Origin of the sequence: Pisciglobus halotolerans, from assembly GCF_900113675.1 — a bacterium.
Taxonomy (GTDB): domain Bacteria; phylum Bacillota; class Bacilli; order Lactobacillales; family Carnobacteriaceae; genus Pisciglobus; species Pisciglobus halotolerans.
The window spans coordinates 19,668-44,224 of record NZ_FOQE01000019.1 but is presented as its reverse complement, the minus strand read 5'-3'; the positions used below and the strand labels follow the sequence as shown (position 1 = coordinate 44,224).

Genomic DNA, 24,557 nt, shown 5'->3' with positions numbered 1-24,557 from the left:
TCTTCAAATGGTTCAACGTCTGGCAATACAAATGGAACAACCAATACCAACACTTCGATTTATAAAGTGAAGAGCGGCGACAATTTGACGAAGATTGCAAAAGCATACGGTGTAACTGTTGCCAACTTGAAAGCCTGGAATAAATTGTCTTCTGATACGATCTATGTTGGTCAATCTTTAACTGTAAAAGGCGGTTCAACTGGAAAAGAAACAGGCTCATCTTCAAGCAAAGATACAGTTTCAAACCTAAATGTCGTTTATACAGTAAAAAGCGGCGACACTTTATCACAAATTGCTAAAAACTACGGTACTACAGTAGCAAACTTGAAAGTGTGGAATAAGCTTTCCTCTGATACCATTTATGTAAATCAAAAATTATCTGTTAACGTTGGAAAAGAATCTTCTTCTACAACTGCTGCAAAGCAAACAAAAACGTATACTGTTAAAAGTGGCGATACTTTATCTGGAATCGCAAAAGTGTATGGCACGACTGTGTCTCAATTGAAGATATGGAATACATTAATCACTGACCTTATTTTTGTTGGTCAAAGTTTAACGGTTAAGTAAAGAGTTGCATCACAAACAAAGTAGCGTAAGTCTATTGGAACTGGACTTATGCTTTTGTTTGTTTAAAATACTCTGTTTAAATGAATGTCAGTTTCAAATAATCTGCATCTAAAAGTACTTTAATTGTAGCAAGACCGATGAAAAAAGTTTACTTGCTCGATAATAGATCAATGTTAGAAAAGATAGACACATCACGTTCACTTCTTTAAGGATTGATTCGTTTATCAGAATTTGATAGAATAGAGTCAATCGTTGAAAGACAATGATGAGGAGTAGTAGAGAAGATTTCTTTTCCTAGAGAGTGCATGGCTGGTGTAAATGTACAAAAGAACTGATCGAACTCGCCTTTGGAGTCGCTTTGCTGAAAAGAGTAGGCAGAGACGTTTCGCCCGCGTTAAGGGTAGGAAGAGTCTGTCTTGCAGCTTTTATCAAAAAGACAGAAAATATTAGGTGGTACCACGTCTAGAGAAATCAAGCCGTCCTATGAGCGTTAGCATATTTTGCTAAATCTTATAGGGCGATTTTTTTTATTTAAAAAAGGAAAAGGAGCGAGTACGATGAGCTTTAACCACAAGAGTATTGAAAAAAAGTGGCAAATGTATTGGGAGAAAAATCATACATTTCAAACAAAGGAAGATCCAAATAAAGAAAATTACTATGCATTGGATATGTTTCCTTACCCATCCGGCCAAGGATTGCATGTAGGACATCCAGAAGGTTACACAGCAACCGATATTTTGTCCCGAATGAAACGAGCTCAAGGCTATAATGTGCTGCACCCAATGGGATGGGATGCTTTTGGTTTGCCGGCTGAGCAATATGCATTAGATACAGGAAACGATCCTGCTGAATTTACACAAAAAAATATTCTAAACTTTACACGACAAATTAAGTCACTTGGTTTCAGTTATGACTGGGACCGTGAAATCAATACAACAGATCCTGAGTATTACAAATGGACACAGTGGATCTTTACAAAAATGTATGAAAAAGGGCTAGCTTATGAAGCGGAAGTTGCGGTTAACTGGTGCCCGGCATTGGGGACAGTTCTAGCAAATGAAGAAGTGATCGATGGCAAAAGTGAGCGCGGCGGATATCCTGTTTACCGCAAACCGATGAAACAATGGATGCTTAAAATAACCGCTTATGCAGACCGTTTGCTGGATGATCTAGAATTGGTCGATTGGCCTGAAAGCATTAAAGATATGCAACGCAACTGGATCGGCAAGTCTGTGGGAGCAAATGTTGATTTTAAAGTGAAAGGAACAGATGAAACATTCACTGTTTTCACGACTCGTCCAGATACTTTGTTTGGTGCAACTTATACCGTATTTGCGCCAGAAGCAGATATCGTGCAACGCATTACAACACCAGAGCAAAAAGAAGCTGTTTCAGCTTATATCAAAGCGGTTAGTACAAAGAGCGACCTAGACCGAACTGATTTGAATAAAGATAAAACGGGTGTCTTTACTGGTGCTTATGCGATCAATCCAGTTAATGGAAAAGAAGTTCCAATTTGGATCGCAGATTATGTGCTGTCTTCCTATGGTACAGGAGCCATTATGGCTGTTCCCGCTCATGATGAGCGGGACTGGGCTTTTGCAACTAAGTTTGGATTAGAGATTATTCCAGTCTTGGAAGGCGGAGATGTGACTAAAGCAGCTTATACTGAAGATGGCAAACACATCAACTCTGGTTTTCTAGATGGATTGAACAAAGAAGAAGCTATTGACAAAATGAACCAATGGCTGGAAGAAAATGGTGTGGGTAAGAAAGAGGTTACTTATCGTTTGCGTGATTGGTTGTTTGCCCGCCAACGTTATTGGGGTGAACCTATTCCAATCATTCATTGGGAAGATGGTACAACGACAGCTGTTCCTGAAGATGAATTGCCTTTGTTGCTTCCTAAAACAGATGAGATCAAGCCAAGTGGTACAGGAGAATCTCCATTAGCTAATATCACTGAATGGGTCAATGTAACAGATCCGGAAACCGGCAAAAAAGGACGAAGAGACACCAATACAATGCCACAATGGGCAGGCAGCTCATGGTACTTCTTACGTTTCATAGATCCGCACAATAAAAAACAAATTGCAGACCCTGAAAAACTAAAAGAATGGATGCCAGTTGATATGTATATCGGTGGAGCAGAACATGCTGTATTGCATTTGCTTTACGCACGATTCTGGAATAAGTTCTTATACGATCTAGGTGTTGTGCCGAATAAAGAACCTTTCCAAAAATTGTACAATCAAGGAATGATTTTAGGCGAGAATAATGAAAAAATGTCTAAATCAAGAGGAAATGTTGTAAATCCTGATGATGTAGTGGAACAATATGGTGCTGATACACTAAGAACGTATGAAATGTTTATGGGTCCTTTGGATGCTTCGATCGCTTGGAATGAAGATGGGCTGGAAGGCAGCCGTAAATTCTTGGACCGTGTCTGGCGCTTGATCATTGACGAAGACGGTAAAGTGCGTGATCGTATTACTACATTTAACGATGGTAAATTAAACGTTGTTTATCATCAAACCGTGAAGAAAGTAACGGAAGATTTTGAAGATCTTCACTTTAATACTGGCATCTCCCAATTGATGATTTTTGTTAATGAAGCTTATAAAGCAGAAGCATTGCCTGTCGATTACATTAAAGGCTTGATCCAAATGATTGCACCGATCGCACCACATATGGGTGAAGAACTTTGGGAAAGAGTAACTGACAGCGACGAAGGCATTTCTTATGTACCTTGGCCAGTATATGATGCATCCATGTTGATAGAAGACGAAGTAGAAGTTGTCTTCCAAATAAATGGAAAATTGCGTTCAAAAACAAGAGCTTCTAGAAAAATTTCCAAAGAAGACTTGGAAAAAATGGCGATGTCAGATGAAAAAATCCAAGAACTTCTAGAAGGAAAAACAATCCGCAAAGTCATTGTCGTACCTGGAAAACTCGTCAACATCGTAGCCAACTAAAAGGATGCGAAGCGAGGTCGATAGAGGCGACAGGAAAATGAAAAAGCGCGGCGCAGAGCATCCCGCGCATGCGAGCGACTTTTGAATTTTACCCGAGCCTCTACCTCGCGCAGCTCAACTAAAAGGATGCGAAGCGAGGTCGATAGAGGCGACAGGAAAATGAAAAAGCGCGGCGCAGAGCATCCCGCGCATGCGAGCGACTTTTGAATTTTACCCGAGCCTCTACCTCGCGCAGCTCAACTAAAAGGATGCGAAGCGAGGTCGATAGAGGCGACAGGAAAATGAAAATTAATATCATTATCGGAAGCACTGTTGCCGTTTCGGCAAAGTGTATCATGCCTCTAAGCGATTAAAATCGCAAGAGTCACAGCAAAAGCTGAATAAAATGCAAATACAAACAAGATCTGAGCAACTGCTGAGGTCTTGTTTGTATTTAGTTGAAAGTGGCAAACGAAAAAACAAGCAGGAGAGGGTTTAAAAATTTGTTAAATTTATGTAGCAGAACGGATTTAAGCGTTGCAACAGTAAGGTATAAAAAGTAGAATAGAGGCTGATATGTAAAACCATGAGAGTAGGTTAATAATGATATGACAAACGATTCTATAAAAGTAAGAAATAAACAAATGGGTCAGCGTATGAATAAGAAAAAACAAAAAAGTTCACAAGAGACTATGGTAGCTGGTTCAGCATGGATGAGTATCGGCAGTGTTGTTTCCAGGCTGCTAGGCGCACTGTATATCATTCCGTGGATGTCTTGGATGGGAGATCAGTCAACAGCTAATGCGGCGAATGCATTGTTCAATATTGGCTATACGCCGTATGCATTATTCTTAAGTATTGCAACAGCTGGTGTGCCGTCTTCCATTTCAAAACAAGTCTCTTATTATAATTCGATCGGTGATTTTAAAACTGGGCAGAAGATTTATAAAAAAGGACTGCAAGTTATGGGAATCACGGGAGTTATCTCAGCTTCCTTAATGTTTTTACTGGCTCCAGTGCTGGCAGAAGCAAGTCCAGCTGCTTCTGTTGCTGAAGGTACTCAAGTTATTCGTTCTCTGACACCAGCTTTATTGATCATCCCAATGATGAGTGTGACGAGAGGTTATATTCAAGGACACAATACGATGGCTCCTTCTGCGATTTCACAAATTCTTGAACAAGTTGTTCGTGTTATCTTTATGCTGGTCTCCGTCTATATCATCCGCGTCATGTTTAATGGATCGATGGTCAATGCCGTATCTCTTTCTACATTTGCTGCATTTGTTGGAGCGTTAGCAAGTATTTTGTATCTTGCTTATAAAGTTTGGCAGAAACGAGCTGCACTTGAAGAAGAAATTGAACATAGCATCAATCACCAAGAAGTAGAAACCAATAAAATTTTTGTTGCCATTGTCAAGACTGCGATTCCATTTGTTATGGTAGGAGCGGGTATTACCTTATCACAATTGATCGACCAATATACTTATGAACCAGTGATGTCTAGAATAACTGCATGGACACCGAAAGAAATTGAAGAATTCTACGGTATTGCAGCAGCTAACGCCCATAAACTGATTATGATCGTTTTATCTTTGGGCAGTGCGATGGCTGCAACTTCTGTGCCCTTGATCAGTAGTTTGGTTGCAAAAGGTGACATGAAAGCAGTAGGGAAACAGTTCAATAATAGTATCCAATTGCTGTTTCTAGTGTTATTTCCAGCTTCAGTAGGGATGTTTGTGGTCGCTTCACCTTTATATTCTTTGTTTTATGGGCAAAATGATTTCGGGACAGAAATGACAAAAATCTCCGCTATTATGACACTATTTTTAGGCCTTTACACCATTCTAGGCTCAAATCTTTTGGCAGCAAGCAAAGTAAGAGCCGCTGTAAAAGCTTTGATGTTTGGATTGGCAGCTAAGTTGATCATTCAAGCACCGCTTTTGATATTATTTAAAACAAACGGTATGTTATATGCCAACATGATAGGATTTGGACTGGCTGCCTACTTTATGATGCGCTCCATGTACTTTTCAACGAAATATGATTTTAAATTGTTATCAAAACGCATTTTGCTGATTGGATTGCTTTCATTGACGATGATGCTCGTTACTTGGTTGACGAGAGAGATCATGTGGCTGTTTATTGATGAAAGCAGCCGTTCTGGATCAGTTATCGTTGTGGGAGTAGTTGCTGTTGTAGGTGTACTTACGTATGGCTATTTGATCTTAAAAACACGCTTAGCTGAAAAGTTGTTGGGGAATATGGCAAAAAGAGCTCGTGTCAAACTGCACATTCGTTAAAACGGAATAGACAGCAAAGTTGACACAATGTGTGCATCCCCTTTAGAAGGTTTTGCACAACCTGTTCGATATCTGTCATTTAGAAAGGAGAAAAAAATTGCGCTTAGACAAGTTGTTGGCTCATACCGGTTTTGGTACACGAAAAGAAGTAAAAGCACTCCTTAAAAAAGGTATTGTGACTGTAAATGGCGAAACTGAAAAAGACGGAAAGCGTCAAGTAGATGAAGAAAATGATCGAATCCAAGTTCTGGGAGAGCAAGTTCAATATCAAGAATTTGTCTATTTCATGCTGAACAAACCTCAAGGAGTCATCAGTGCGACTACAGATGATTTTCATGAGACTGTCATTGATTTATTAGAACCGCAAGATCAATTACAAGAACCTTTTCCAGTTGGTCGACTTGATATCGACACTGAAGGCTTGCTTTTGTTGACAAACGATGGAGCATTAGCGCATGATCTGCTGTCGCCTAAAAAGCATGTTGATAAGCTGTATGAAGCTGAAATAATAGGCCTGGTCACTGAAGAAGATCAGAAGGCTTTCCAACACGGAATCCAGCTAGATGATGGTTATCTTTGCAAGCCAGCCAACTTAACGATCATAAAAACAGAAACAGAAAAGAAAAGGTCTACTGTTCAGGTGACGATTCGAGAAGGAAAGTTTCATCAGGTAAAACGGATGTTTGAAGCGGTGGATAAGAAAGTTGTTTACTTAAAAAGAACAACGATGGGGCCTTTAAAACTTGATCAGCACTTAAAATTGGGGCAATACAGACCTCTGACTGAAGAAGAAATCGAAACATTAAAAAAGAAATAAACAAAAACAGCTGCTGCCAATAGTTTAACTGGCAGCAGCTGTTTTTGTTCTCATTACTTTGATAGGAAGATCCTGACAGAAATCCCTGCAAGAAAATAAATGACTCTCATAAACGTTGCTGTTCAAAATTTTTCATAAATGAAGGAATAGCTTCGATAATTTGAGAAGGCAGTACAACATACTGCTGATCTGCCAAAGCATCTCCAATGTAACTATGCAGGTAAACTGCAGCTAAAGTGGCTTGTTCTTTATCTGGCAGTTGAGCTGTAAAGCCGGCAATCATTCCAGCCAGTGTATCGCCCATTCCACCAGTTGCCATTGCAGGATTGCCGGTTGTATTTTTCCAATCGTCATTGCAGAAATAAATTTCTGTTCGAGAACCTTTTAGTACGATCGTCGCATCTAATTTTTTTTGGGCTTGCTTGTTCTTTTCAACTGTTTGATCTTCTTTAGAAATCCCACTGAGTTTTTTCCATTCACCAGCATGAGGGGTAAAAGTAAGGTGCGTTTCTGGAAGAGACAAGCTTTCTTGAGCAACCAAAGAAATCGCGCTTCCATCTAAAATCAGCTGTTGTTCTTTATGAATATGTTGAAACACAAGTTCGACTACTTCAGCTGCTTGTTCAGATAACCCTAAGCCGGGACCCATCACCACAATATCAACTTTTTTAATTTGTTCTTCTAAACTTTTTGCATCCCACAAATCAAGGACCATCGCTTCCGGCAAACGAGCATGCAATGCAGTATGGTTTTTGGGGTCTGTTGCAACCGTCACGAGTCCTGCGCCACTATATACTGCAGCACTAGCAGTTAACATAATTGCTCCACCCATATTTTGATCTCCGCCAATAACAAGAACTTTACCATAAGTTCCTTTATAACTGTCTTCTTTTCTTTTAGGGATGAATTGCTGAACGATATCTGCTGTAATGTTCTTCAAATAAAGCCCTCCTAAATATAACAAGATGTCCAAATGTATCTTGTTTATCATTCTAATAGTATTATAAAAGGGAAAAGAATGTATTGCACGAAATGTCTCTTTTGCGATTAGACCATTGTGAAGAAAGGCAAAGCAAACTTATCATTTGAGACGCGATCTAACATAGCAACTGGTAAAACAGAAAAAAGTTTATTTTGGGTTCACCCTTCAAAAATGATATGATAGTACTGTTAAAAGATTGGAAGGAGTGTTTGTTTAATGGCAATAGATTGGAAAAAAGAAGTAGAAAAACGCAAAGATGACATGTTGGAAGACTTGTTTACATTATTGCGTATCGACAGTGTTCGTGATGACAGCAAAGTATCTGAAGATGCACCGGTTGGTCCTGGACCGAAAAAGGCACTGGAAGCTTTTCTAGAAATTGGGAAACGAGACGGTTTTACAACCAAAAAAACAGGAAATATTGCCGGACACATTGAATACGGTGAAGGTGACGAACTGATGGGTGTGCTGGCGCACGTTGATGTCGTGCCTACTGGTACCGGCTGGGAAACAGATCCATTTGAACCAGTCATTAAAAATGATCGAATTTATGCACGCGGTGCTAGTGATGATAAGGGTCCTGGAATGGCTGCTTATTATGCTATCAAGATCATTAAGGAACTTGGACTGCCCGTTTCTAAGCGTGTTCGTTTCATTATTGGTACAGATGAAGAAAGTGATTGGCAATGCATGGATCACTACTTATCTGTAGAAGAAAAGCCTGACTTTGGTTTTTCGCCAGATGCAGATTTCCCTATCATCAATGGTGAAAAAGGGAACTTAACTGTTTACGTTAATGTCCATGGCGGCAATAAAGGCGGCAAGAATGAATTGATCCGCTTTGAAGCTGGTTTGCGTGAAAACATGGTACCGCAAGATGCTATTGCGGTCTTTAACAGTCAAGAAGCTGAAGTGATTGAAAAAGCTTTTTATGATTTTGCAGACACTTCTCCAATTGACGGTACTGTTGAAGTAGACAAGAATAAAGTGACCATTAAAGTTGTTGGAAAAGCAGCTCATGGAATGGAACCGCGTGGAGGTTTTAACGCAGGAACTTACTTAGCAGCTTTCTTAAGCAATTTCAAATTTGGCGAAGACGCGCAAAACTTTATTCAATTAACTGCTAACTATTTGCATGAAGATTCAAGAGCAGAACAGTTAGGGCTAAACTTCGAAGATGAAGTGATGGGTGATTTAACGATGAACCCAGGTGTCTTTTCATTTACACCTGAAGAAGGCGGCCAAATTGCCGTTAATTTCCGTTTCCCACGCGGTATGGATTTCCAAAGTATTGAACAAAAAATGGAAGATAAATTAGCCGAATATGATGTGACGTTCAAACGAGGAAAAGCTAAAACACCTCATTATGTACCAGCTGATGATCCGCTTGTAAAAACTTTGTTAGACGTTTACCACAAGCAAACAGGTCTAGAAGCAAAAGAACATTCTATCGGCGGCGGGACATATGGCCGATTGCTTGAACGTGGAGTAGCTTATGGCGCCATGTTCCCTGACAGCATTGATACGATGCACCAAGCCAATGAATTTATTGCTTTGGAAGATTTGACGCGAGCATGCGCGATCTATGCAGAAGCCATTTATGAATTGATTAAATAAGCGACTAAAAGAAAAAAACGGTTCTACAATATTTAACGTTGGTCTGTAAAATATCAATTTTTTAATGCTAAGCTCGTTAGAATCCTATTTCTAGAAATTTCAGGAGGCGCATAGGGCTACTGATAGCCATGAAAAAAGATGCAATGTGAATCACTTAGTGTTAGACTTTAACCGTTACACTAAGTTTGAAGCTTGCAAGCATTGAGACGCGATTTTCGGCTCAATGTGTTCTCTTAGCTTTCCATCAGTAGCCCATCGACCGTAGAAAATTTCTTTACCAACGTTAAAAGAGGAAGACCCAAAAAAACGAGCAGCCTTTTAAAAAGGCTACTCGTTTTTTTCTTTTAATTGTTTTGCTAAAGCGATCGTTTTTTCTAATAATACTTTTTCGGTATCGATCACTGGATAAATTTTTTCATCGTCTTGACTGTTTGCAAATGAAACTTCTGTACAACAAAGCAAGACAGCGTCGCATCCCATATCAATGAAAGAGCGAAGAATATCATAATAAAAAGGCAAAGAAACGGATCCTTCATTTTTGACTTGTGTATAGATTAGTTCATTTATTTTTTTTTGTAAATTTTCTGGCGGAAGAGTTACCGTGTAACCAGCTTCTTCCAAAGGCGTTTGATATAGCCGACTTTTTATCGTTCCTTCTGTTCCAGCTAGGCCAATCGTTTTCTTTTCACCAAATTGTTGCTTTAAACAAATCAGTGTTTCTTCAATCATATCAATGATTGGAATCGAAGTACTTTCCTTTAGGGACGGCATAAAATAGTGAGCCGTATTGCAGGGGAGAATGATAAAAGCTGGTTCTAATTTGCTAAGTTGTTCGATCGATTCTAATAAAGGAGGCAAAGGATCAGGATTAGATCGATCAAGGATATAAGCTGTGCGATCCGGCACTTCCGCATGGTTAAATAGAACATAGTTAAAATAATCTTGATCTTTTCCGGGGTGATAACGCTTATTGAGTTCAATCAAGAAGTTTGTCGTTGCCACTGAACCCATTCCGCCCAGAATACCAAAAAAATGTTTCATTTTATTCACCTTTCATCCCCTAATAGCACTGTTTGGCAATGCGCTTATTCCGATGATTAGAAATCAGGATTTTGAGGATATTGCTTGAATTTTTTAAAGTAATTCATTGTAGCCATTTTAACATAAAGTTTTCGTTTCCATTGTGGTTCTTGAGGACTATTTAACGGATGGAAAACTTTTTTGCGTCGATAAAGTTCTTTTACTTTTTGTTGTGTCTTGGTTGATTGAATATTTGCTAACAATAGACGTTTAGGAACAGCTGAATAAAGAATCTCTTCTCTAGAAACTTGATAAGGGATCGGTTCTTCTTTAATGAAGTCTCGAACGTAATAAGTAGCTGTATTTGCACCTGCAGCTGTCACATAATAATTGCTGCGGCCAAGTCGGGCATTTAATTCAAAAAACTTATATGTTTGGTCGCGTTCATCGTATTTTAAATCAAAATTTGAGAAACCAGTCCATTGAAGTTCAGCCAATAACTTTTTAACATCTTCAGTGACTTGTATTTCTTCGCGTGTCAAAATAGACAAGTGATTTCCGATTGCTGAAGGTGTGTGGTCTTCTAACAAGGTTTGTCCAAATGAAATCAGTTTGACTTCGTGTTGGTCTTTGTCGCTATAACAGGTGACCACACCCATAGCAGAATCATCACCGCGAATATATTCTTGTAAAATTAATGAACCTTCATAATGATTATCATAGACGTCTTGTACGATTTTCTTGTATTGTTCTTCATTTTCGCATAAATAGACTTTCATTTTTCCTGGGAATGATATTTCATGCCATTTCATACTGTCTGCTGGTTTGATAATAATAGGGTAATCAAATGGCAGATCAAGATCCAACTGATGAATGACCTTTGTTTTTGGATAAGGCACACCAATACGTTCGCAGATTTCATAAAAACTTTCTTTGTTTGTTCCGTAATAGAACTTTTGCTCATCTATATAAGGGACGATCCAGTTAGCCGGTATTTGGTCTCTGTGTTGAACGATCAGCTCTACATGGTTATCCGAACTACCGATCAGCAGGATTTTTTTATCTCCATACTTTTTATCCAGTTCCTTTAAAGTCTGAATAAAATCATCAGGTTTCATCATATTTTTGCTGACAAATGGTTCGATAAAAACAGAGTGATCAATGGCTCCCGTAACCAAGGAACAAACAACAACTGAAGATACGTTGTAAGCTTCATAGAAGGAACGAGCTGTGCTGTACCCTCCTAAATTACCACCTAGTATCACAGGAATAAAAGTCTGCTTAGAGATCGATGTATCCAATTCATTTCCTCCTCATTGTGCGTTGCATTTGACTGATCTATTGCTTTTGTATAGAAACTTGTTGCATAAGAAATAAAGAAGCAGATCAGACGAATCTTTTTTTGATAGTATTCTTTTTCAAAAAAAGTATAACATATACGAATATAGAATGACACACTAACTCTATAGGATCAGAGCATTTAGAGTGAATGGTTCCGCATACTATTTTCATCGAAAAGCTATGTTCATGATAACAATAAAAGATAACGAACGTTTGGCGAAATGAAGAAGCAAGGGGAAACAGCAGAGTCAAGGAAAGAGGCCAAATAAAAAGTGCTTTGATTGGTCAAATAATCCTTTTTTTAATACAGTTGAAAAGGGTGGGCAATAGACAAATAAAAGGCATTCAAATAGGAGGAAGAAAATGAAACCTTTTCTGAAAAAAATCGAAATGGAAACGAAAGAGAAACAATCTTTAACAAATATTGACCATTTTGTTGAAGAAGCAGTGACAGAAAGCGGCATAGAAGATGGGATCGTGCTGATTTTCTGTCCGCATACAACCGCAGCCATCACGATCAATGAGAATGCAGATCTTGATGTACAACGTGATCTGGATTTAGCTTATCGTGAAACTTTTCCGAACAGAGCAGCATTCGTTCACCAAGAAGGAAATTCAGATGGACACTTGAAATCTTCCGTTACTGGCACTAGCGAAATGGTTATCCTAACAAATGGAAAGATATTATTTGGCACCTGGCAAAGTTTATATTTTTGGGATTTCGATGGTCCGCGGAACCGGCATTTTTTTGTTAAAATTGTAGAAGGATAAAGGTACACAATATTGTTTAGAACAGTTCAGGTTTTAATGTAAAAAAATATTTTTAAATGATTCAAACGAAAAAGTTTTTCTCCATTTTTTGAGAAAAACTTTTTTTAGTATCCAATTATGGACGAAATAAAAAATAATCGCTTCTTTTTTCTTGGCTAAATGTACAAATATTAGAAAATAGTGAGAATTGATGAGAGAGATTTGAACTAAATGTGACAAATATAGACAACAGAAACGAACTCTATTTTCCTTGAAAAACTTAAAGAAAGCTGATTAAAAAACGGGTTTAGCTATTGAAAATACTGTGAAACAATCGTACTTGAAAGCGATTGAGCGAAAGGCTTTTAGAAAACAATGAAAAAACAAGAAAGCAGTCTTTTATTGACTTTTTTGACCTGAAAACAACAAAAAGCGCTTTCAGTAATATGGTTGTAATATACTGGGTAATTTGTTACACAACTTACATTTTTCTGTTCCTTTTTATGTGATATTCTTTTACTGTTGCGAAAAACAGAAAAGCGATGTTCAAAATAAACGAATAAATCATAAAATGAAAATGATTGATGGGAGAGTAAGAAGAAAGTGAAAAAAAGGGTACTTACAAGCTTTGTGGCTTTATCTTTGTTGGCTGGGCCCTTAATGGCTCCGATAACAGCCGATGCTGCTTCTTTAGATGAAATGAAGCAAGAAAAAAGCGCATTAGAACAGCAAAAAAATGAATTGCAAAAAGATATCGAAGCTTCTGAAAAAACAATGAAGAGTTTAGCAGAAGAAAAAGTTTCTCTAGAGAATGATGTTAAAACACTCCAAACAAAAATTGATGAAGTTGTGCGTAAGTTAAAAGCACAAGAAGAGAAATTAGCAGAAACACAAGAAAAAATTAAGAAGTTACAAGAAGAAATTGAAGCATTAAAGAAATTGATTGCTCAACGTAAAGAAAAGTTGGCGAATCAAGCTAGATCTGTTCAAAAAGATGCAAATACGACTGACCTAGTAGATTTAATCCTTGCTTCTGATAGCTTTTCAGATTTGCTTGGACGAATCGGTGTCATTTCTCAATTAGTAGAAGCTAATCAAGATATTGTCACACAACAAATGAACGACGAAAAAGCGCTTGAAGAAAAAGAAGCTTTAGCACAAAAAGAAAAAGCTGAAGTTGAAAAACTGAAAGCTGAAATTGAAGTGAGCCGCAATAACTTGTTGGCACAAAAAGCGGAATTAGATGATAAAATCGTGCAAGTGGCACAAAATTATCATATGACAGAATCAGAAAAGAATTCTTTTGTACAAGAGCAAGAAACAGTGGCACAACGTACAAGTACATTGGATGCCAATATGAAAAAAGAACAAGAACGCATTTTAGCTGAAGAAGCTGCAAGACAAGAAAGACAACGGAAAGCTGAAGAAGAAGCTAGAAAAGCAGCTGAACAAAAAGCAGCTGAACAGAGAGCGGCGGAACAGAAGACAGCTGATCAACAAACAACGGTTGAAGCTTCTACCAAAACTTCAAGCAGTTCTTCAAGCTCAAGCAGTTCTTCTAGTCAAAAAACAACATCTAGCTCTGGATTTATCCGTCCAGGCGGCAGTTATGTAACTTCTCATTTTGGTTACCGGGTTCATCCGATAACTGGACACAAAAAATTACATGGCGGAATTGACTTTGGCGGCAGCGGTCCAATCGTAGCAGCTAAAAGTGGTGTCGTTGTGAAAGCAGAGTACCATAGTTCATGGGGTTACCACGTTAAGATCGACCACGGAGACGGCATTCAAACATTGTATGCTCATATGCAAGCAGGTAGTTTGACAGTTGTACCTGGACAAAAAGTATCTCAAGGTCAGCAAATTGGAACAATGGGAACAACTGGTTCTTCAACAGGCGTTCATTTGCACTTTGAAGTTTATAAAAATGGCACACGTGTCAATCCGGCACCTTATTTAGGCCTATAATTGATAGAAGAAAAAAGCTGCTCTTTTACAGGAGCAGCTTTTCTTATAGAATAAAATCATGAACAACTCAGAGAGGCTGAAGGCAATGGAAAAAATTTTATCGAAAAAAAATGAACGTGTAAAACAATGGAAAAAGCTCCTCACAAAGAAAGGTCGGACAGCGGCTGGAGCTTACTTGATCGAAGGCAGCCATATGGTAGAAGAAGCCATTAAACATCAAGCACCTGTTCGTGAATACATTTTGTCAGAAACAATCGCACAAGAAGATAAAAATAAATATCCTCATGATAAGCTTTATATTGTATCAAAAGAGATTGCGCAAACGATCAGCGAGACGGGGACAAACCAAGGATTCTTTGCAGTTGTGGAGATAAAGGAACCAACAAAACCGGAAACTCCGGAAAAGCCCTATTTGCTGTTAGATCAGGTCCAAGATCCAGGTAATGTGGGGACAATGATTCGAACTGCGGATGCAGCAGGCTTTGCAGGAGTTATTTTAGGCTCTGGAACAGTTGATCTATATAATAGTAAGGTATTGCGTTCAACACAAGGCAGTCATTTTCATTTTCCTGTTTTTCAAAATGACTTAGGAGAGTGGTTTGATTGGTTTAAAGATGAGCATGTTCCTGTTTATGGAACAGAATTAAATAAAGATGCTGCTTCTTATCGCGAGATTCCTGCTGCGAGCCGTTTTGCTTTAGTAATGGGAAATGAAGGGAATGGCATGAATAGAAAATGGTTGGAGAGAACAGACAAAAATCTTTACATTCCGATTGAAGGAAATGCAGAATCTTTAAATGTAGCGGTTGCTGCTGGTATTTTAATGTTCGCATTGTATCAGCAAAATTAGTCTCCTTGTTCTCACAAAGCGCTATTTTTTAAAAAAGCAAGCAAAACAAATTGAATAAAACTATAAATGTTAAGTTTTTTTGAAATCTTTAAAAAAAGGTCCATTCAGCTTTATTTTTCCTATTAAACCTTGTATGATAAGAAACAAGTTGAAAAGCACTACCAACAAATGAAAAGGAAGTTTTTACATGACTGAAACAAGTTGGAGACTGGATCTTGAGTATGTTAAATTGGTTGAAGATTTAATGGCAAGTGAAGCAGTGCAAAAATTACAAACTATTACACAACATCACTTTTCAACACGATTGGAACATTCCATTAGTGTTTCCTACACCAGTTACAAAATCGCAAAAAAACTAAATTTAGATTGTAGTGCAATTGCCCGTGCAGGTTTATTGCATGACTTTTTCCATGAAGATCGAGAAATGTTTAAACAACATTATGCTGGCTGTTCACACGCTGCTATGCATCCACAAATAGCTTTGAAAAATGCTAAAGAAATTACAGCACTGAGCGAATTAGAATGTGACATTATTGAAAAACACATGTGGCTTGCAGCTCCTGGTTGTATGAAATTGCCAAGATATAAAGAAAGTTATGTGGTTACAATGGTTGATAAGTACTGTGCAACAAAAGAAGCTGTTATACCACTGCCTGGAATGATCAGCAGCAAAGCAAAACATAAAGCAAAACAGATTTGGACACGTTTAAAGCCATTAACTGTGTAAACAACGCAGTCATCTTCAAGCCCTCACTCCTTGATGCGTGAGGATTATTTTATGTCTTTTCACGTGATTCACTTACTAAAAATAACCAAATGTGATATAATAAGTTCAAAAGAGGTGAGAAACAATGACATCCGTTAAAAATGAAACGGAAAAAACTATGTCGTGTAACGAAAAAGCAAAAGTCATTTGTCCGAAGTTTGAACATACGTTTACTTTTTTAGGGAAAAAATGGATGGGGCTTATTATCGATGTATTGCTTACAGGACCTCGCCGTTTTAAAGATATTGCAGCATCAATTCCTGAAGTCAGTGATCGTGTGTTAGTAGAACGTTTGAAAGAATTAGAAAAAGAAGGAATTGTCATGCGGAAAGTCGATCCTGAAGCAACTATGCGAGTGGCTTATGCTTTGACTGAAAAAGGTACAGCCCTCCAAGGTGTAATGGAAGAAATCCAACATTGGGCAGACGACTGGATCTGCGCTGAAGACATGGCAAAAAATCAAGCTTGAGTTTAAATGCTCAATCCGGTAAACTAAATATGAATAAGATCATCAAAAGACTTTGACGGAAAAAAGTAAGTTAAGCGTGAAATAGAGAGAGCGACTATCATCGGCTGCAAGTAGTCGTATTTCAACTTTTCTGAACATTCACTTCCTGAGTCGACTTTGGAATTTACGCAAGTAATGAATAAAGTTCCGGTGCTAGCCGTTACTAGTATAGAGTGTAGATCTGTAATAGGATCTAAACTAGGGTGGTACCGCGAAGACCTCGTCCCTTTTTTAGGGGCGGGGTCTTTATTTTTTTAGATCAAAAAAGACTATTTGAAAGGAAAACGAGTTTAAGCATCAATCGTAAGAGCATCAGATAGATTTTTAGCTAAAGGAACTTTAGAAAAAAGGAAAAGGAGCAGCAATATGGAAATGAAGGAACAACTGACTTCTTTAAAAGAAGAAGCGATGAAACAAATCAAAGATTCACATGATTTAAAAGCATTAAATCAAGTTCGAATAGATTATTTAGGGAAAAAAGGTCCGATCACAGAGATCTCAAAAGGAATGAAAAAATTGCCCTCTGAAGAAAAACCAGTAGTAGGCGCGATGGTCAACGATGTACGGACAGCCATTACCGAAGAAATGGACAAACAAAAAGAAGAACTAGAAAGACAAGCTCTGCAAGAACAATTGATGTCTGAGACGATCGATGTTACCTTACCGGGAACAGCGGTGGCCAAAGGTCAAGGTCATGTTTTAACACAGATCATGGAAGAAATCGAAGACTTGTTTTTGGGCATGGGTTACCAAATCGTAGAAGGTCCAGAAGTTGAGGAAGACAGCTACAACTTTGAACGCATGAATTTGCCGAAAGACCATCCCGCACGAGACATGCAGGATACTTTCTATATCACTGATGATATTTTGTTGCGTACGCAAACGTCTCCTGTTCAAGCGAGAACCATGGATACACATGATTTCTCAAAGGGACCATTAAAAATGATCAGCCCTGGAAAGGTTTATCGCCGTGATAATGATGATGCTACTCACTCGCATCAATTCCATCAAATTGAAGGACTTGTCGTAGCTGAAAATATTACAATGGCTGACTTGAAAGGAACGCTTGAAGTATTTGCTAAAGAGCTTTTTGGAGCAGATCGTGAAATTCGTCTTCGTCCTAGTTACTTCCCTTTTACTGAGCCTTCTGTAGAAGTTGACGTCAGCTGCTTCAAATGCGGCGGAAAAGGATGCAGCGTCTGCAAGCATACGGGTTGGATCGAAATCTTAGGAGCAGGAATGGTACACCCTAATGTTTTAGAGATGTCTGGGATCGACACCGATAAATATAGTGGATTTGCATTTGGGTTAGGACCTGATCGCGTCGCCATGTTGAAATATGGCATTGAAGATATTCGTCGTTTTTATCAAAACGATATTCGTTTCTTAAACCAGTTCAAAGTAAAGGAGTAGAAGGATGAACGTATCATATAAGTGGTTGACAGAGTATGTCGATTTAGAAGGCATCACACCAGATGAATTAGCTGAAAAAATGAGTCGTACAGGAATCGAGATCGAAGGCGTCGATTATCCAAGTGAAGGATTGAAGAAAATCGTCGTCGGGCACGCGGTAGAAGTCGTTGATCATCCAGATTCCAATCACTTGCATATCTGCCAAGTAGATGTCGGAGAAGAAGTACTGCAAATCGTGTGTGGAGCGCCAAACATTGCGGCTGGACAAAAGGTTATCGTTGCTTTGCCTGGTTCACGCATCACCGGGAACAAAAAGATCAAAAAAGGAAAAATGCGCGGAGTCGTTTCAAATGGTATGATCTGTTCGCTTGAGGAGTTAGGTTATACTGATCATGTCGTGCCTAAAAAATATGCAGAAGGCATCTATGTTTTACCGAATGAAGCTGTTCCAGGAGAAGAGGTATTTTCTTATCTGTCGATGGATGATGCGATCTTAGATATGTCGATCACGCCTAATCGCGCGGATGCTTTGAGTATGCGTGGAACGGCTTATGAAGTAGGAGCGATCTATAACAAAAAAGTGACGTTCCCTGAACTGGATTATGTTGAAGATCCATCGGAAGATATCAAACAAGACATGCAAGTGTCTGTTGAAAATCCAGCAGACACACCGATTTATTCGATCCAAATCATTAAGGATGTAACAGTGAAAGAAAGTCCGTTGTGGCTGCAGACGAAATTGATGAATGCAGGTATTCGTCCAGTGAATAATATTGTTGATATCACGAACTATATTTTGCTGGAATATGGTCAGCCGCTTCATGCCTTTGATTACGATAAATTAGGCTCAAAAGAAATTTATGTGAGACGGGCTAAGGCTGAAGAAAAGATCGTCACTTTAGATGAAGAGGAAAGAACACTTTCGCCAGAAAATATTGTGATCACAAATGGCGAAAAGCCGATTGCTTTAGCAGGAGTGATGGGAGGGCTTGATTCCCATATTACAGATGAAACAGTAACGGTTGCTTTAGAAGCTGCATTGTTCGATCCTATTTCGATTCGTAAGACAGCAAAGGCTTTAAATTTACGCAGTGAATCAAGTGCTCGTTTTGAAAAAGGCATTAATCTAGCTACTGTTCAAGAAGCTGGTAAGCAAGCAGCAGCGTGGATGGCGGAACTGGCTGGTGGTCGTATCGTTTCAGGAATAGCAGAAGCTCGTTCTGTTGAAGCAAAAGATGTCACTGTTTCTATCACTTTAGAAAAGATCAATCATGCGCTTGGAACTGAGTTGTCTGAGGATGAAGTGACAAGCATTTTTGATCAACTTGGTTTTGACGCATCGATTTCAAATGGAACTTTTGCCGTTATCATTCCGCCAAGACGTTGGGACATCGCAATCGAAGCAGATTTGATTGAAGAAGTAGCTCGTATTTATGGTTATGACAATCTACCTTCTACTTTACCGATCAGCGCTTCTCATCCTGGGTATTTAAATGAAAAGCAACGCCTGACCCGTCATACGAAGCATTTTCTTGAAGGCAGCGGCTTATCACAAGCCATCAGTTATGTATTGACAACGCCTGAAAAAGCAGCAGCCTTTTCTATGCGAGAAAGCGATAGGATTCAACTTGAAATGCCGATGAGTGAAGATCATAGCACATTGCGGATGAGTCTGTTGAGCGGTTTGTTAGATGACTTGTCTTATAATATCGCTCATCACAATCAAAATGTTGCCTTATATGAAAATGGTCGAGTATTCTACACAAGTTCAGAACAAACGCTTCCGATCGAAGAAGAACATGTAGCAGGTGCCTTGACAGGTTCTTTGCAGCAGGCAGATTGGCAAGGAAAAGAACAAAGAATTGATTTCTTTGTCATAAAAGGAATCTTAGAAGAAATGTTTGCTGCTTATGGTTTGGTTGAACCAATCACTTTTGTTCAGCGAACAGATCTCCCGCTTTTGCATCCTGGAAGAACAGCTGCAATTATGTTGGGCGATGAGATGATTGGCTTTGCCGGACAGCTTCATCCATCAGTTGCTAAAGAACGAGACTTAAAAGAAACTTATGTTTTTGAATTCAACTTCCAGGCTATCGTAAATGCCGAAAAACATGCGACAATTTACCAACCGGTGCCGAAGTATCCAGGTATGTCAAGAGATATTGCGTTAATGGTAGACGAAACCGTTTCTAATAAACAAATAGTAGAAGTGATCAAAGAAAATGGCGGCAAGTATTTAACGGCTGTGCATCTATTTGATGTCTACCAAGGTGAAAATATCGAAACGGGTAAAAAATCGTTAGCTTATACACTTTCTTATCTTAACCCAACAGCTACCTTGGTTGAGGAAGAAGTCAGCAAAGCATTTGATAAAGTACAATCAGCTTTGGTTGAACAAGTACAAGCAGAAATTCGTTAATGTTCTAATAGCTTTTCAGATACTAAAGAAACAAAAACATGAAGCGTAAAAAAAGAAGACACTGGTAACCTTGAGTTTGTTATCCTTCCTACCATCTTTCAATTGGTAGGAGGGCTAACAGGCCAAAGCAGGTTAACGGTTGTCTTCTTTTTTGGTTCTTTATCTTCTAACGTTGGTAAATATGTTTTCTTCGGCGGATAAAACAAAAGAATTATTTAAATCCAGCGATTTTTTTGGCTTTTTCAGTATTAGCGAAATGCAATTTAGCAAATTGACCCAAATAAGACAGACCGCCTTTTTTTAACAAGCGGGCAGCAACTAAATCGACATTGCTTCCAGCACCGGAAGGGATAGTAAGGCCTGCTTTTGCTGTTAAAGTGTCTAACCCCTTTAGGAATGCATAGCGAGCCAAGATCGAGGCAGCTGCTACAGCAAGATGATGACTTTCTCCTTTTGTTTCAAAAAAAACTTTCTCGCGAACTTGGATCGGTTGATCTTGAATGTGTTTAAAATAAGTACTAGGCAGTTCGAATTGATCGATCAAAATGCCGTCTGGCTGGTCAGGAGCAATTTTTGTCATCAGATGATTCAGCGCCTGATTATGAAGGATAGCTTTCATTTTCCCTTGGCTCATGCTCGGTTGAATAGCGTTGTATTTTTCCGGCATCACTGTTAACAAACTATGGGGAAGAAATGTCAGCAAATCTTTGGCAACGCTGATGATCTCGGTATCGCGCATATCTTTAGAATCTCGCACACCCAGCTCTTTTACTAAAGCAATCTTTTCTTTAGGTACATAGGCGGCGACAACGGTTAATGGACCGAAGTAACTGCCGGTGCCAACCTCGTCGCTCCCAATGACGGACCAATTTGAAAAGTCCTTTGGCAAGTGAGTAGCTTTTACGGTCTTTTTTTTAGGCGCTTGAGTTGTTGCCTCTTTTTGCCATATTTCAGCCTCTTGTTCTGAGCGGCTGCCTTGGAACAGAACTTTTCCTGATCGATAAGCAGTGATGCTGACAGGGCCTTTTTTAGCAGCAAATACACTTCCTGGAGGTGCTGGTTGTTTTAAATGGTTCTGATAAAATGTTTCCATTTCTTTTATCGTTTCAGCGGAAACTTTTAGTACTTCGTTTGCCATTGACAAACTCCTTTCATGCTTAAAAAAACTTTCCATGCCTCTTATTATACCATTTCGCTTTAAATGACCAATCACTTTCTTGTGTTCAAAGAGAAAAGCTGTACAAAATGTGTCACATACGACAAAATAAGCCCTTAAGCCTTTAGAACGTGTCAAAAAGTGCACGACAAAAGGCAGCAATTGGAACCCACAAAGAAAGTAAATTTGGTATGATAAGGGTAATAAAAAATGGGGAGGGATTCACAAAAAAAATGTCTATTGTTTCAGTTGTTTTGCGTCCCTTTTGTTTTTCCCGTGATTACTAGCGCTCCTATAAAATAGAAAACCAGTGCTTTTGTTCAATATATGCAAATGGATATGGAAACTATAACTCAAAAACACCCCCAATGAAAGAAACCATCTATTCAAAACAGGAATAGTGGCAGTTGTTTTTGAGAAAACAGCGTGCATAGTATCATCTTTCTTATTGTCCTCGCTTAATTTTTTTATTGTTCACCGATTTTATCCTCATTTTTTCCTCTCTTAAAAACTATCTGTCTTCCAGATAGTTTTTTATTTTTCAGCAAAGATATCAATAACTCACCTATGTTATATTATGGTATAATGAAGAAAATGGCACATAGGGGTGAAAACAATGAGGTTGTTATTAGATTCAAGCTCGTTGCGACGTTTACAATTGCTTGAAATATTGGCATCCCAAGATGGTTGGCTCTTGATTGAAAATATTGCAAAACAACTAGATTGCTCACAGCGTAGTATCAAAAGCGATATTCAGTTTTTCGAACACTATTTTAAAGAAGATCTATTTATAAAAACCTCCAAAAAAAATGGCATTCAGCTGATCACACCTGACTTTTTTGAACAAAATACGATTTACCAAGAAATTATAAAAGAAAATCTCAATGTTCAGCTGCTCAGTTTATTGTATGAAGAACAGTTACATACATTGACAGACTATGCAGCTTACTTATACACCAGTCTTTCTTCAGTTACGCGCAGCATGAAGCAAATCAAAGAAGCACTGAAAAAATTTGATTTATCGATAAAAACAAAACCCGTTGCTTTAGAGGGAAGAGAAGAGCAAATTCGCTTTTTCTATTGTGTCTTTTTTTGGGAGCTAACAGGATTGAATTTTTCAGAATTGGACATTCCTTTTATTGATGAAGCAACGGCATTTGTTCAACAATTGACGACTTCTTCACAAGAATCATTTTCAACAGTGATCATCAGCAAAATGATTGTGTGGACAGCAGTTTGTTTGGACCGTATCCAAAAAGGGTATCTCTTGAAAGAATATGCTCCAATTGTTCCTGTTTCCCAGTCCGTTAAACAATTGATTGACGAAAGTGAAAAGCTTTTATCCTTCTCTTTACCAGCAAATGAGAAAGAATTTTTTGGTTTTTATTTTATGAATCGCTTTGCTTTTACAGATATACAGTCCATTAAAGCCCATTCAAATTTGTGGGAAACCTATACGGATATAGGGCGTTTCTTAGAGCAATTGACCTATCAACAGGAAGTTCAGATGAGTAATAAAGAATATGTCAACGATAAGTTGTTTAAACACTATATTTATAAAGAAGCTTTTAAAGGGCCAAATGATTTGTTTTGGAATCCAACACGAAAAACGTTACTTCATTCAGTAGATGTTTATGCTTCTTTTATTGATCAAACGCTTATGACATTAGACCAGTGGCAGCAGCCTTGGACTAAAAAAATGAAAGAAGAGCCTTATAGTTTCTTATATACTTTAGCTGTTTCATGGAAAAATTTGACACAACAAATCATTGAAAAAGAAAAAAAGATTTGTGTGGAAGTTGTTTCCCAGTTTGGGGTCGATCATGAATACTTTATTTCTGAGTTATTGATCCATCAATTCCCTAATAAGTTAGAATGTTATCCTTTATCAGAAGTAAAAAAGCTGCAAAAAAAAGTTGATATGGTGATAACGGATATGAAAATCGATCCTTTTCTGCAAAAACAAACGGATCATACTGTTCCTGTCGTTAGTATCGAATATGCCCCCAATCATCGCAATTGGCATCATATTCGCACAGTTTTGGAAAAGGTAGAAAAGCAACAGAGATAACTTGCTTATAAAACATTTTGGAGAGCATTTAAAATGATACCGCGTATTCAGGAAACTTTCTGTCGTAAATTTCTATCAATCGACAGATTTTTTCCTAAATTTTTTTCGCATTCTTACCGTCATTCGTGTTAAAATAAGAGAAATGCGAATTTTAGGAGGATGGATAGTGTCTGATAAAAAAATACGGTATAAAGCAAAAATTGCTGGAAAAAACTATACCATTATAGGGGCACGCTCTCAAAAACATTTGCAGCTTGTAGAACAGACAGTCGATGAACAGTTAAGACAAATTGAAGCATTGACGAGCGGATTGGATCCAGAAAGAAGAGCCGTTTTGGCAGCAGTCAATGCTGTCTCTGATCAAATCGAAATGCAAATTAACATGCAAAAAATGGAAAAAGAGATTGAAGAACTGAAACAAAAATTAAGAGAATCAAACATGGAACATGTTGATTAAAAAGGATGACAAGAAGATATGTGGATGACACTAGGAATCATATTCATACTTTTTATTGGAATGTATAGCGGTGCCAGAAGAGGGTTAGTTTTACAGCTGATATTGACAGTGGGCTATGCAGTTTCTTATTATTTTGCCAGCCAATATTACTTAAAAGCTGCAAATCATTTAAAATTGCTGGTTCCTTATCCGCAAGCTTCTTTAAATGATACATTTGTTTATTATGATCAGGCTATCGCCCTGCATTTGGATGATGCTTTTTACAATGGCATTTCCTTTTTACTGCTGCTAGGTATCGGCTGGTTGTTGACGCGATTTGTTGGCGGATTGTTAAATGGGGTAACAGCTTTACCAATCATCAAACAAGTGAATAAACTTGGCGGGGCAGTGCTTGGCGGAGTTGTTTCTTATGTGGCTGTCTTTTTATTGTTATTTATCTTGACGATGCTGCCGCTTGGCTTTATTCAAGAACAATTTGCCCATAATGCATTAGCACAGTCGATCGTAGAACATACACCAAAAATTTCTCATCAGATTTATGAATGGTGGGTCAATAGTAGTATAAGACATTAACACCACAAGAAATCGTTTCTCTTAAAAA

19 protein-coding genes and 2 other annotated features are annotated in these 24,557 nt (G+C 38.3%); of the genes, 15 read left to right on the top strand and 4 right to left on the bottom strand.

Annotated elements, in window-relative coordinates:
* The 4 genes from BM057_RS07360 to BM057_RS07345 form a co-directional block, all read left to right on the top strand.
* Positions 1–567: LysM peptidoglycan-binding domain-containing protein (locus BM057_RS07360; protein WP_143074491.1), on the top strand; the 567-nt coding region annotated here is incomplete at its 5' end.
* Positions 568–820: 253 nt separating this feature from the next.
* Positions 821–1,054: a binding site (T-box leader), on the top strand.
* 70 nt (positions 1,055–1,124) lie between these two features.
* A complete protein-coding gene (leuS, locus tag BM057_RS07355; RefSeq protein WP_092092566.1) occupies positions 1,125–3,542 on the top strand; it encodes a leucine--tRNA ligase in 2,418 nt (805 codons plus the stop codon).
* A 635-nt stretch (positions 3,543–4,177) separates the two neighbouring features.
* The gene (locus BM057_RS07350) at positions 4,178–5,821 is read left to right on the top strand and encodes a putative polysaccharide biosynthesis protein (protein ID WP_245741871.1); all 1,644 of its coding nucleotides are present in this window, start codon (positions 4,178–4,180) and stop codon (positions 5,819–5,821) included.
* Positions 5,822–5,918: 97 nt separating this feature from the next.
* A complete protein-coding gene (locus tag BM057_RS07345) occupies positions 5,919–6,638 on the top strand; it encodes a pseudouridine synthase (protein WP_092092564.1) in 720 nt (239 codons plus the stop codon).
* Positions 6,639–6,744: 106 nt separating this feature from the next.
* Here the strand turns inward: BM057_RS07345 and BM057_RS07340 are convergent, their stop codons facing one another.
* Positions 6,745–7,578, bottom strand: a complete 834-nt coding sequence (locus BM057_RS07340) for an NAD(P)H-hydrate dehydratase (protein WP_047390345.1) — start codon at positions 7,576–7,578, stop codon at positions 6,745–6,747.
* Positions 7,579–7,836: 258 nt separating this feature from the next.
* Here BM057_RS07340 and pepV point away from each other — a divergent pair, with 258 nt between their 5' ends.
* Positions 7,837–9,237, top strand: a complete 1,401-nt coding sequence (pepV, locus tag BM057_RS07335; protein ID WP_092092562.1) for a dipeptidase PepV — start codon at positions 7,837–7,839, stop codon at positions 9,235–9,237.
* Between the two features lie 327 nt (positions 9,238–9,564).
* Here pepV and BM057_RS07330 read toward each other — a convergent pair whose 3' ends face one another.
* Together BM057_RS07330 and BM057_RS07325 are read right to left on the bottom strand one after the other, a co-directional pair.
* Positions 9,565–10,278 (bottom strand): aspartate/glutamate racemase family protein, encoded by a 714-nt coding sequence (locus BM057_RS07330; RefSeq protein WP_092092560.1) that lies wholly within the window; start codon positions 10,276–10,278, stop codon positions 9,565–9,567.
* A 56-nt stretch (positions 10,279–10,334) separates the two neighbouring features.
* Positions 10,335–11,558 carry a carboxylate--amine ligase gene (locus tag BM057_RS07325; protein WP_092092558.1) on the bottom strand — a complete coding sequence of 408 codons (1,224 nt, stop codon included), beginning with the start codon at positions 11,556–11,558 and terminating at the stop codon, positions 10,335–10,337.
* A gap of 403 nt (positions 11,559–11,961) precedes the next feature.
* Between BM057_RS07325 and BM057_RS07320 the strand changes: the two genes are divergently transcribed.
* From BM057_RS07320 to pheT, 7 genes are all read left to right on the top strand, one after another.
* On the top strand, positions 11,962–12,369 hold the full coding sequence (locus tag BM057_RS07320) for a secondary thiamine-phosphate synthase enzyme YjbQ (RefSeq protein WP_092092556.1): 408 nt from the start codon (positions 11,962–11,964) through the stop codon (positions 12,367–12,369).
* Between the two features lie 582 nt (positions 12,370–12,951).
* On the top strand, positions 12,952–14,316 hold the full coding sequence (locus BM057_RS07315; RefSeq protein WP_092092554.1) for a peptidoglycan DD-metalloendopeptidase family protein: 1,365 nt from the start codon (positions 12,952–12,954) through the stop codon (positions 14,314–14,316).
* An 85-nt stretch (positions 14,317–14,401) separates the two neighbouring features.
* Positions 14,402–15,166, top strand: a complete 765-nt coding sequence (locus BM057_RS07310; protein WP_092092552.1) for a TrmH family RNA methyltransferase — start codon at positions 14,402–14,404, stop codon at positions 15,164–15,166.
* A gap of 187 nt (positions 15,167–15,353) precedes the next feature.
* Positions 15,354–15,893 (top strand): HD domain-containing protein, encoded by a 540-nt coding sequence (locus tag BM057_RS07305; protein WP_047390352.1) that lies wholly within the window; start codon positions 15,354–15,356, stop codon positions 15,891–15,893.
* Between the two features lie 157 nt (positions 15,894–16,050).
* The gene (locus BM057_RS07300) at positions 16,051–16,401 is read left to right on the top strand and encodes a winged helix-turn-helix transcriptional regulator (RefSeq protein ID WP_047390418.1); all 351 of its coding nucleotides are present in this window, start codon (positions 16,051–16,053) and stop codon (positions 16,399–16,401) included.
* Positions 16,402–16,444: 43 nt separating this feature from the next.
* Positions 16,445–16,671 (top strand) — a binding site (T-box leader).
* 135 nt (positions 16,672–16,806) lie between these two features.
* On the top strand, positions 16,807–17,853 hold the full coding sequence (gene pheS / locus BM057_RS07295; RefSeq protein ID WP_092092550.1) for a phenylalanine--tRNA ligase subunit alpha: 1,047 nt from the start codon (positions 16,807–16,809) through the stop codon (positions 17,851–17,853).
* Between the two features lie 4 nt (positions 17,854–17,857).
* Positions 17,858–20,272, top strand: a complete 2,415-nt coding sequence (gene pheT / locus BM057_RS07290; protein WP_092092548.1) for a phenylalanine--tRNA ligase subunit beta — start codon at positions 17,858–17,860, stop codon at positions 20,270–20,272.
* Positions 20,273–20,483: 211 nt separating this feature from the next.
* Here the strand turns inward: pheT and rnhC are convergent, their stop codons facing one another.
* Positions 20,484–21,410 carry a ribonuclease HIII gene (gene rnhC / locus BM057_RS07285; RefSeq protein WP_047390355.1) on the bottom strand — a complete coding sequence of 309 codons (927 nt, stop codon included), beginning with the start codon at positions 21,408–21,410 and terminating at the stop codon, positions 20,484–20,486.
* Between the two features lie 634 nt (positions 21,411–22,044).
* On the opposite strand from rnhC, the gene BM057_RS07280 reads away from it, so the two are divergent.
* From BM057_RS07280 to BM057_RS07270, 3 genes are all read left to right on the top strand, one after another.
* Complete coding sequence (locus BM057_RS07280; RefSeq protein WP_092092546.1) at positions 22,045–23,499, top strand: AcpB/EbpR/MafR family transcriptional regulator; 1,455 nt, start codon at positions 22,045–22,047, stop codon at positions 23,497–23,499.
* Positions 23,500–23,665: 166 nt separating this feature from the next.
* On the top strand, positions 23,666–23,956 hold the full coding sequence (zapA, locus tag BM057_RS07275; protein WP_047390358.1) for a cell division protein ZapA: 291 nt from the start codon (positions 23,666–23,668) through the stop codon (positions 23,954–23,956).
* A 24-nt stretch (positions 23,957–23,980) separates the two neighbouring features.
* Positions 23,981–24,529 carry a CvpA family protein gene (locus tag BM057_RS07270; RefSeq protein ID WP_245741870.1) on the top strand — a complete coding sequence of 183 codons (549 nt, stop codon included), beginning with the start codon at positions 23,981–23,983 and terminating at the stop codon, positions 24,527–24,529.
* Positions 24,530–24,557 lie beyond the last annotated feature (28 nt).

What these genes read in the sequence shown, in the direction of transcription:
- BM057_RS07305 (WP_047390352.1), top strand. Translation starts at nt 15,354, where the DNA reads ATGACTGAAACAAGTTGGAGACTGGATCTTGAGTATGTTAAATTGGTT.
- BM057_RS07300 (WP_047390418.1), top strand. Translation starts at nt 16,051, where the DNA reads ATGTCGTGTAACGAAAAAGCAAAAGTCATTTGTCCGAAGTTTGAACAT.
- BM057_RS07330 (WP_092092560.1), bottom strand. Translation starts at nt 10,278, where the DNA reads ATGAAACATTTTTTTGGTATTCTGGGCGGAATGGGTTCAGTGGCAACG.
- rnhC (WP_047390355.1), bottom strand. Translation starts at nt 21,410, where the DNA reads ATGGCAAACGAAGTACTAAAAGTTTCCGCTGAAACGATAAAAGAAATG.
- BM057_RS07280 (WP_092092546.1), top strand. Translation starts at nt 22,045, where the DNA reads ATGAGGTTGTTATTAGATTCAAGCTCGTTGCGACGTTTACAATTGCTT.
- BM057_RS07310 (WP_092092552.1), top strand. Translation starts at nt 14,402, where the DNA reads ATGGAAAAAATTTTATCGAAAAAAAATGAACGTGTAAAACAATGGAAA.
- BM057_RS07350 (WP_245741871.1), top strand. Translation starts at nt 4,178, where the DNA reads ATGAATAAGAAAAAACAAAAAAGTTCACAAGAGACTATGGTAGCTGGT.
- pepV (WP_092092562.1), top strand. Translation starts at nt 7,837, where the DNA reads ATGGCAATAGATTGGAAAAAAGAAGTAGAAAAACGCAAAGATGACATG.
- pheS (WP_092092550.1), top strand. Translation starts at nt 16,807, where the DNA reads ATGGAAATGAAGGAACAACTGACTTCTTTAAAAGAAGAAGCGATGAAA.
- leuS (WP_092092566.1), top strand. Translation starts at nt 1,125, where the DNA reads ATGAGCTTTAACCACAAGAGTATTGAAAAAAAGTGGCAAATGTATTGG.
- BM057_RS07320 (WP_092092556.1), top strand. Translation starts at nt 11,962, where the DNA reads ATGAAACCTTTTCTGAAAAAAATCGAAATGGAAACGAAAGAGAAACAA.
- BM057_RS07270 (WP_245741870.1), top strand. Translation starts at nt 23,981, where the DNA reads ATGACACTAGGAATCATATTCATACTTTTTATTGGAATGTATAGCGGT.
- pheT (WP_092092548.1), top strand. Translation starts at nt 17,858, where the DNA reads ATGAACGTATCATATAAGTGGTTGACAGAGTATGTCGATTTAGAAGGC.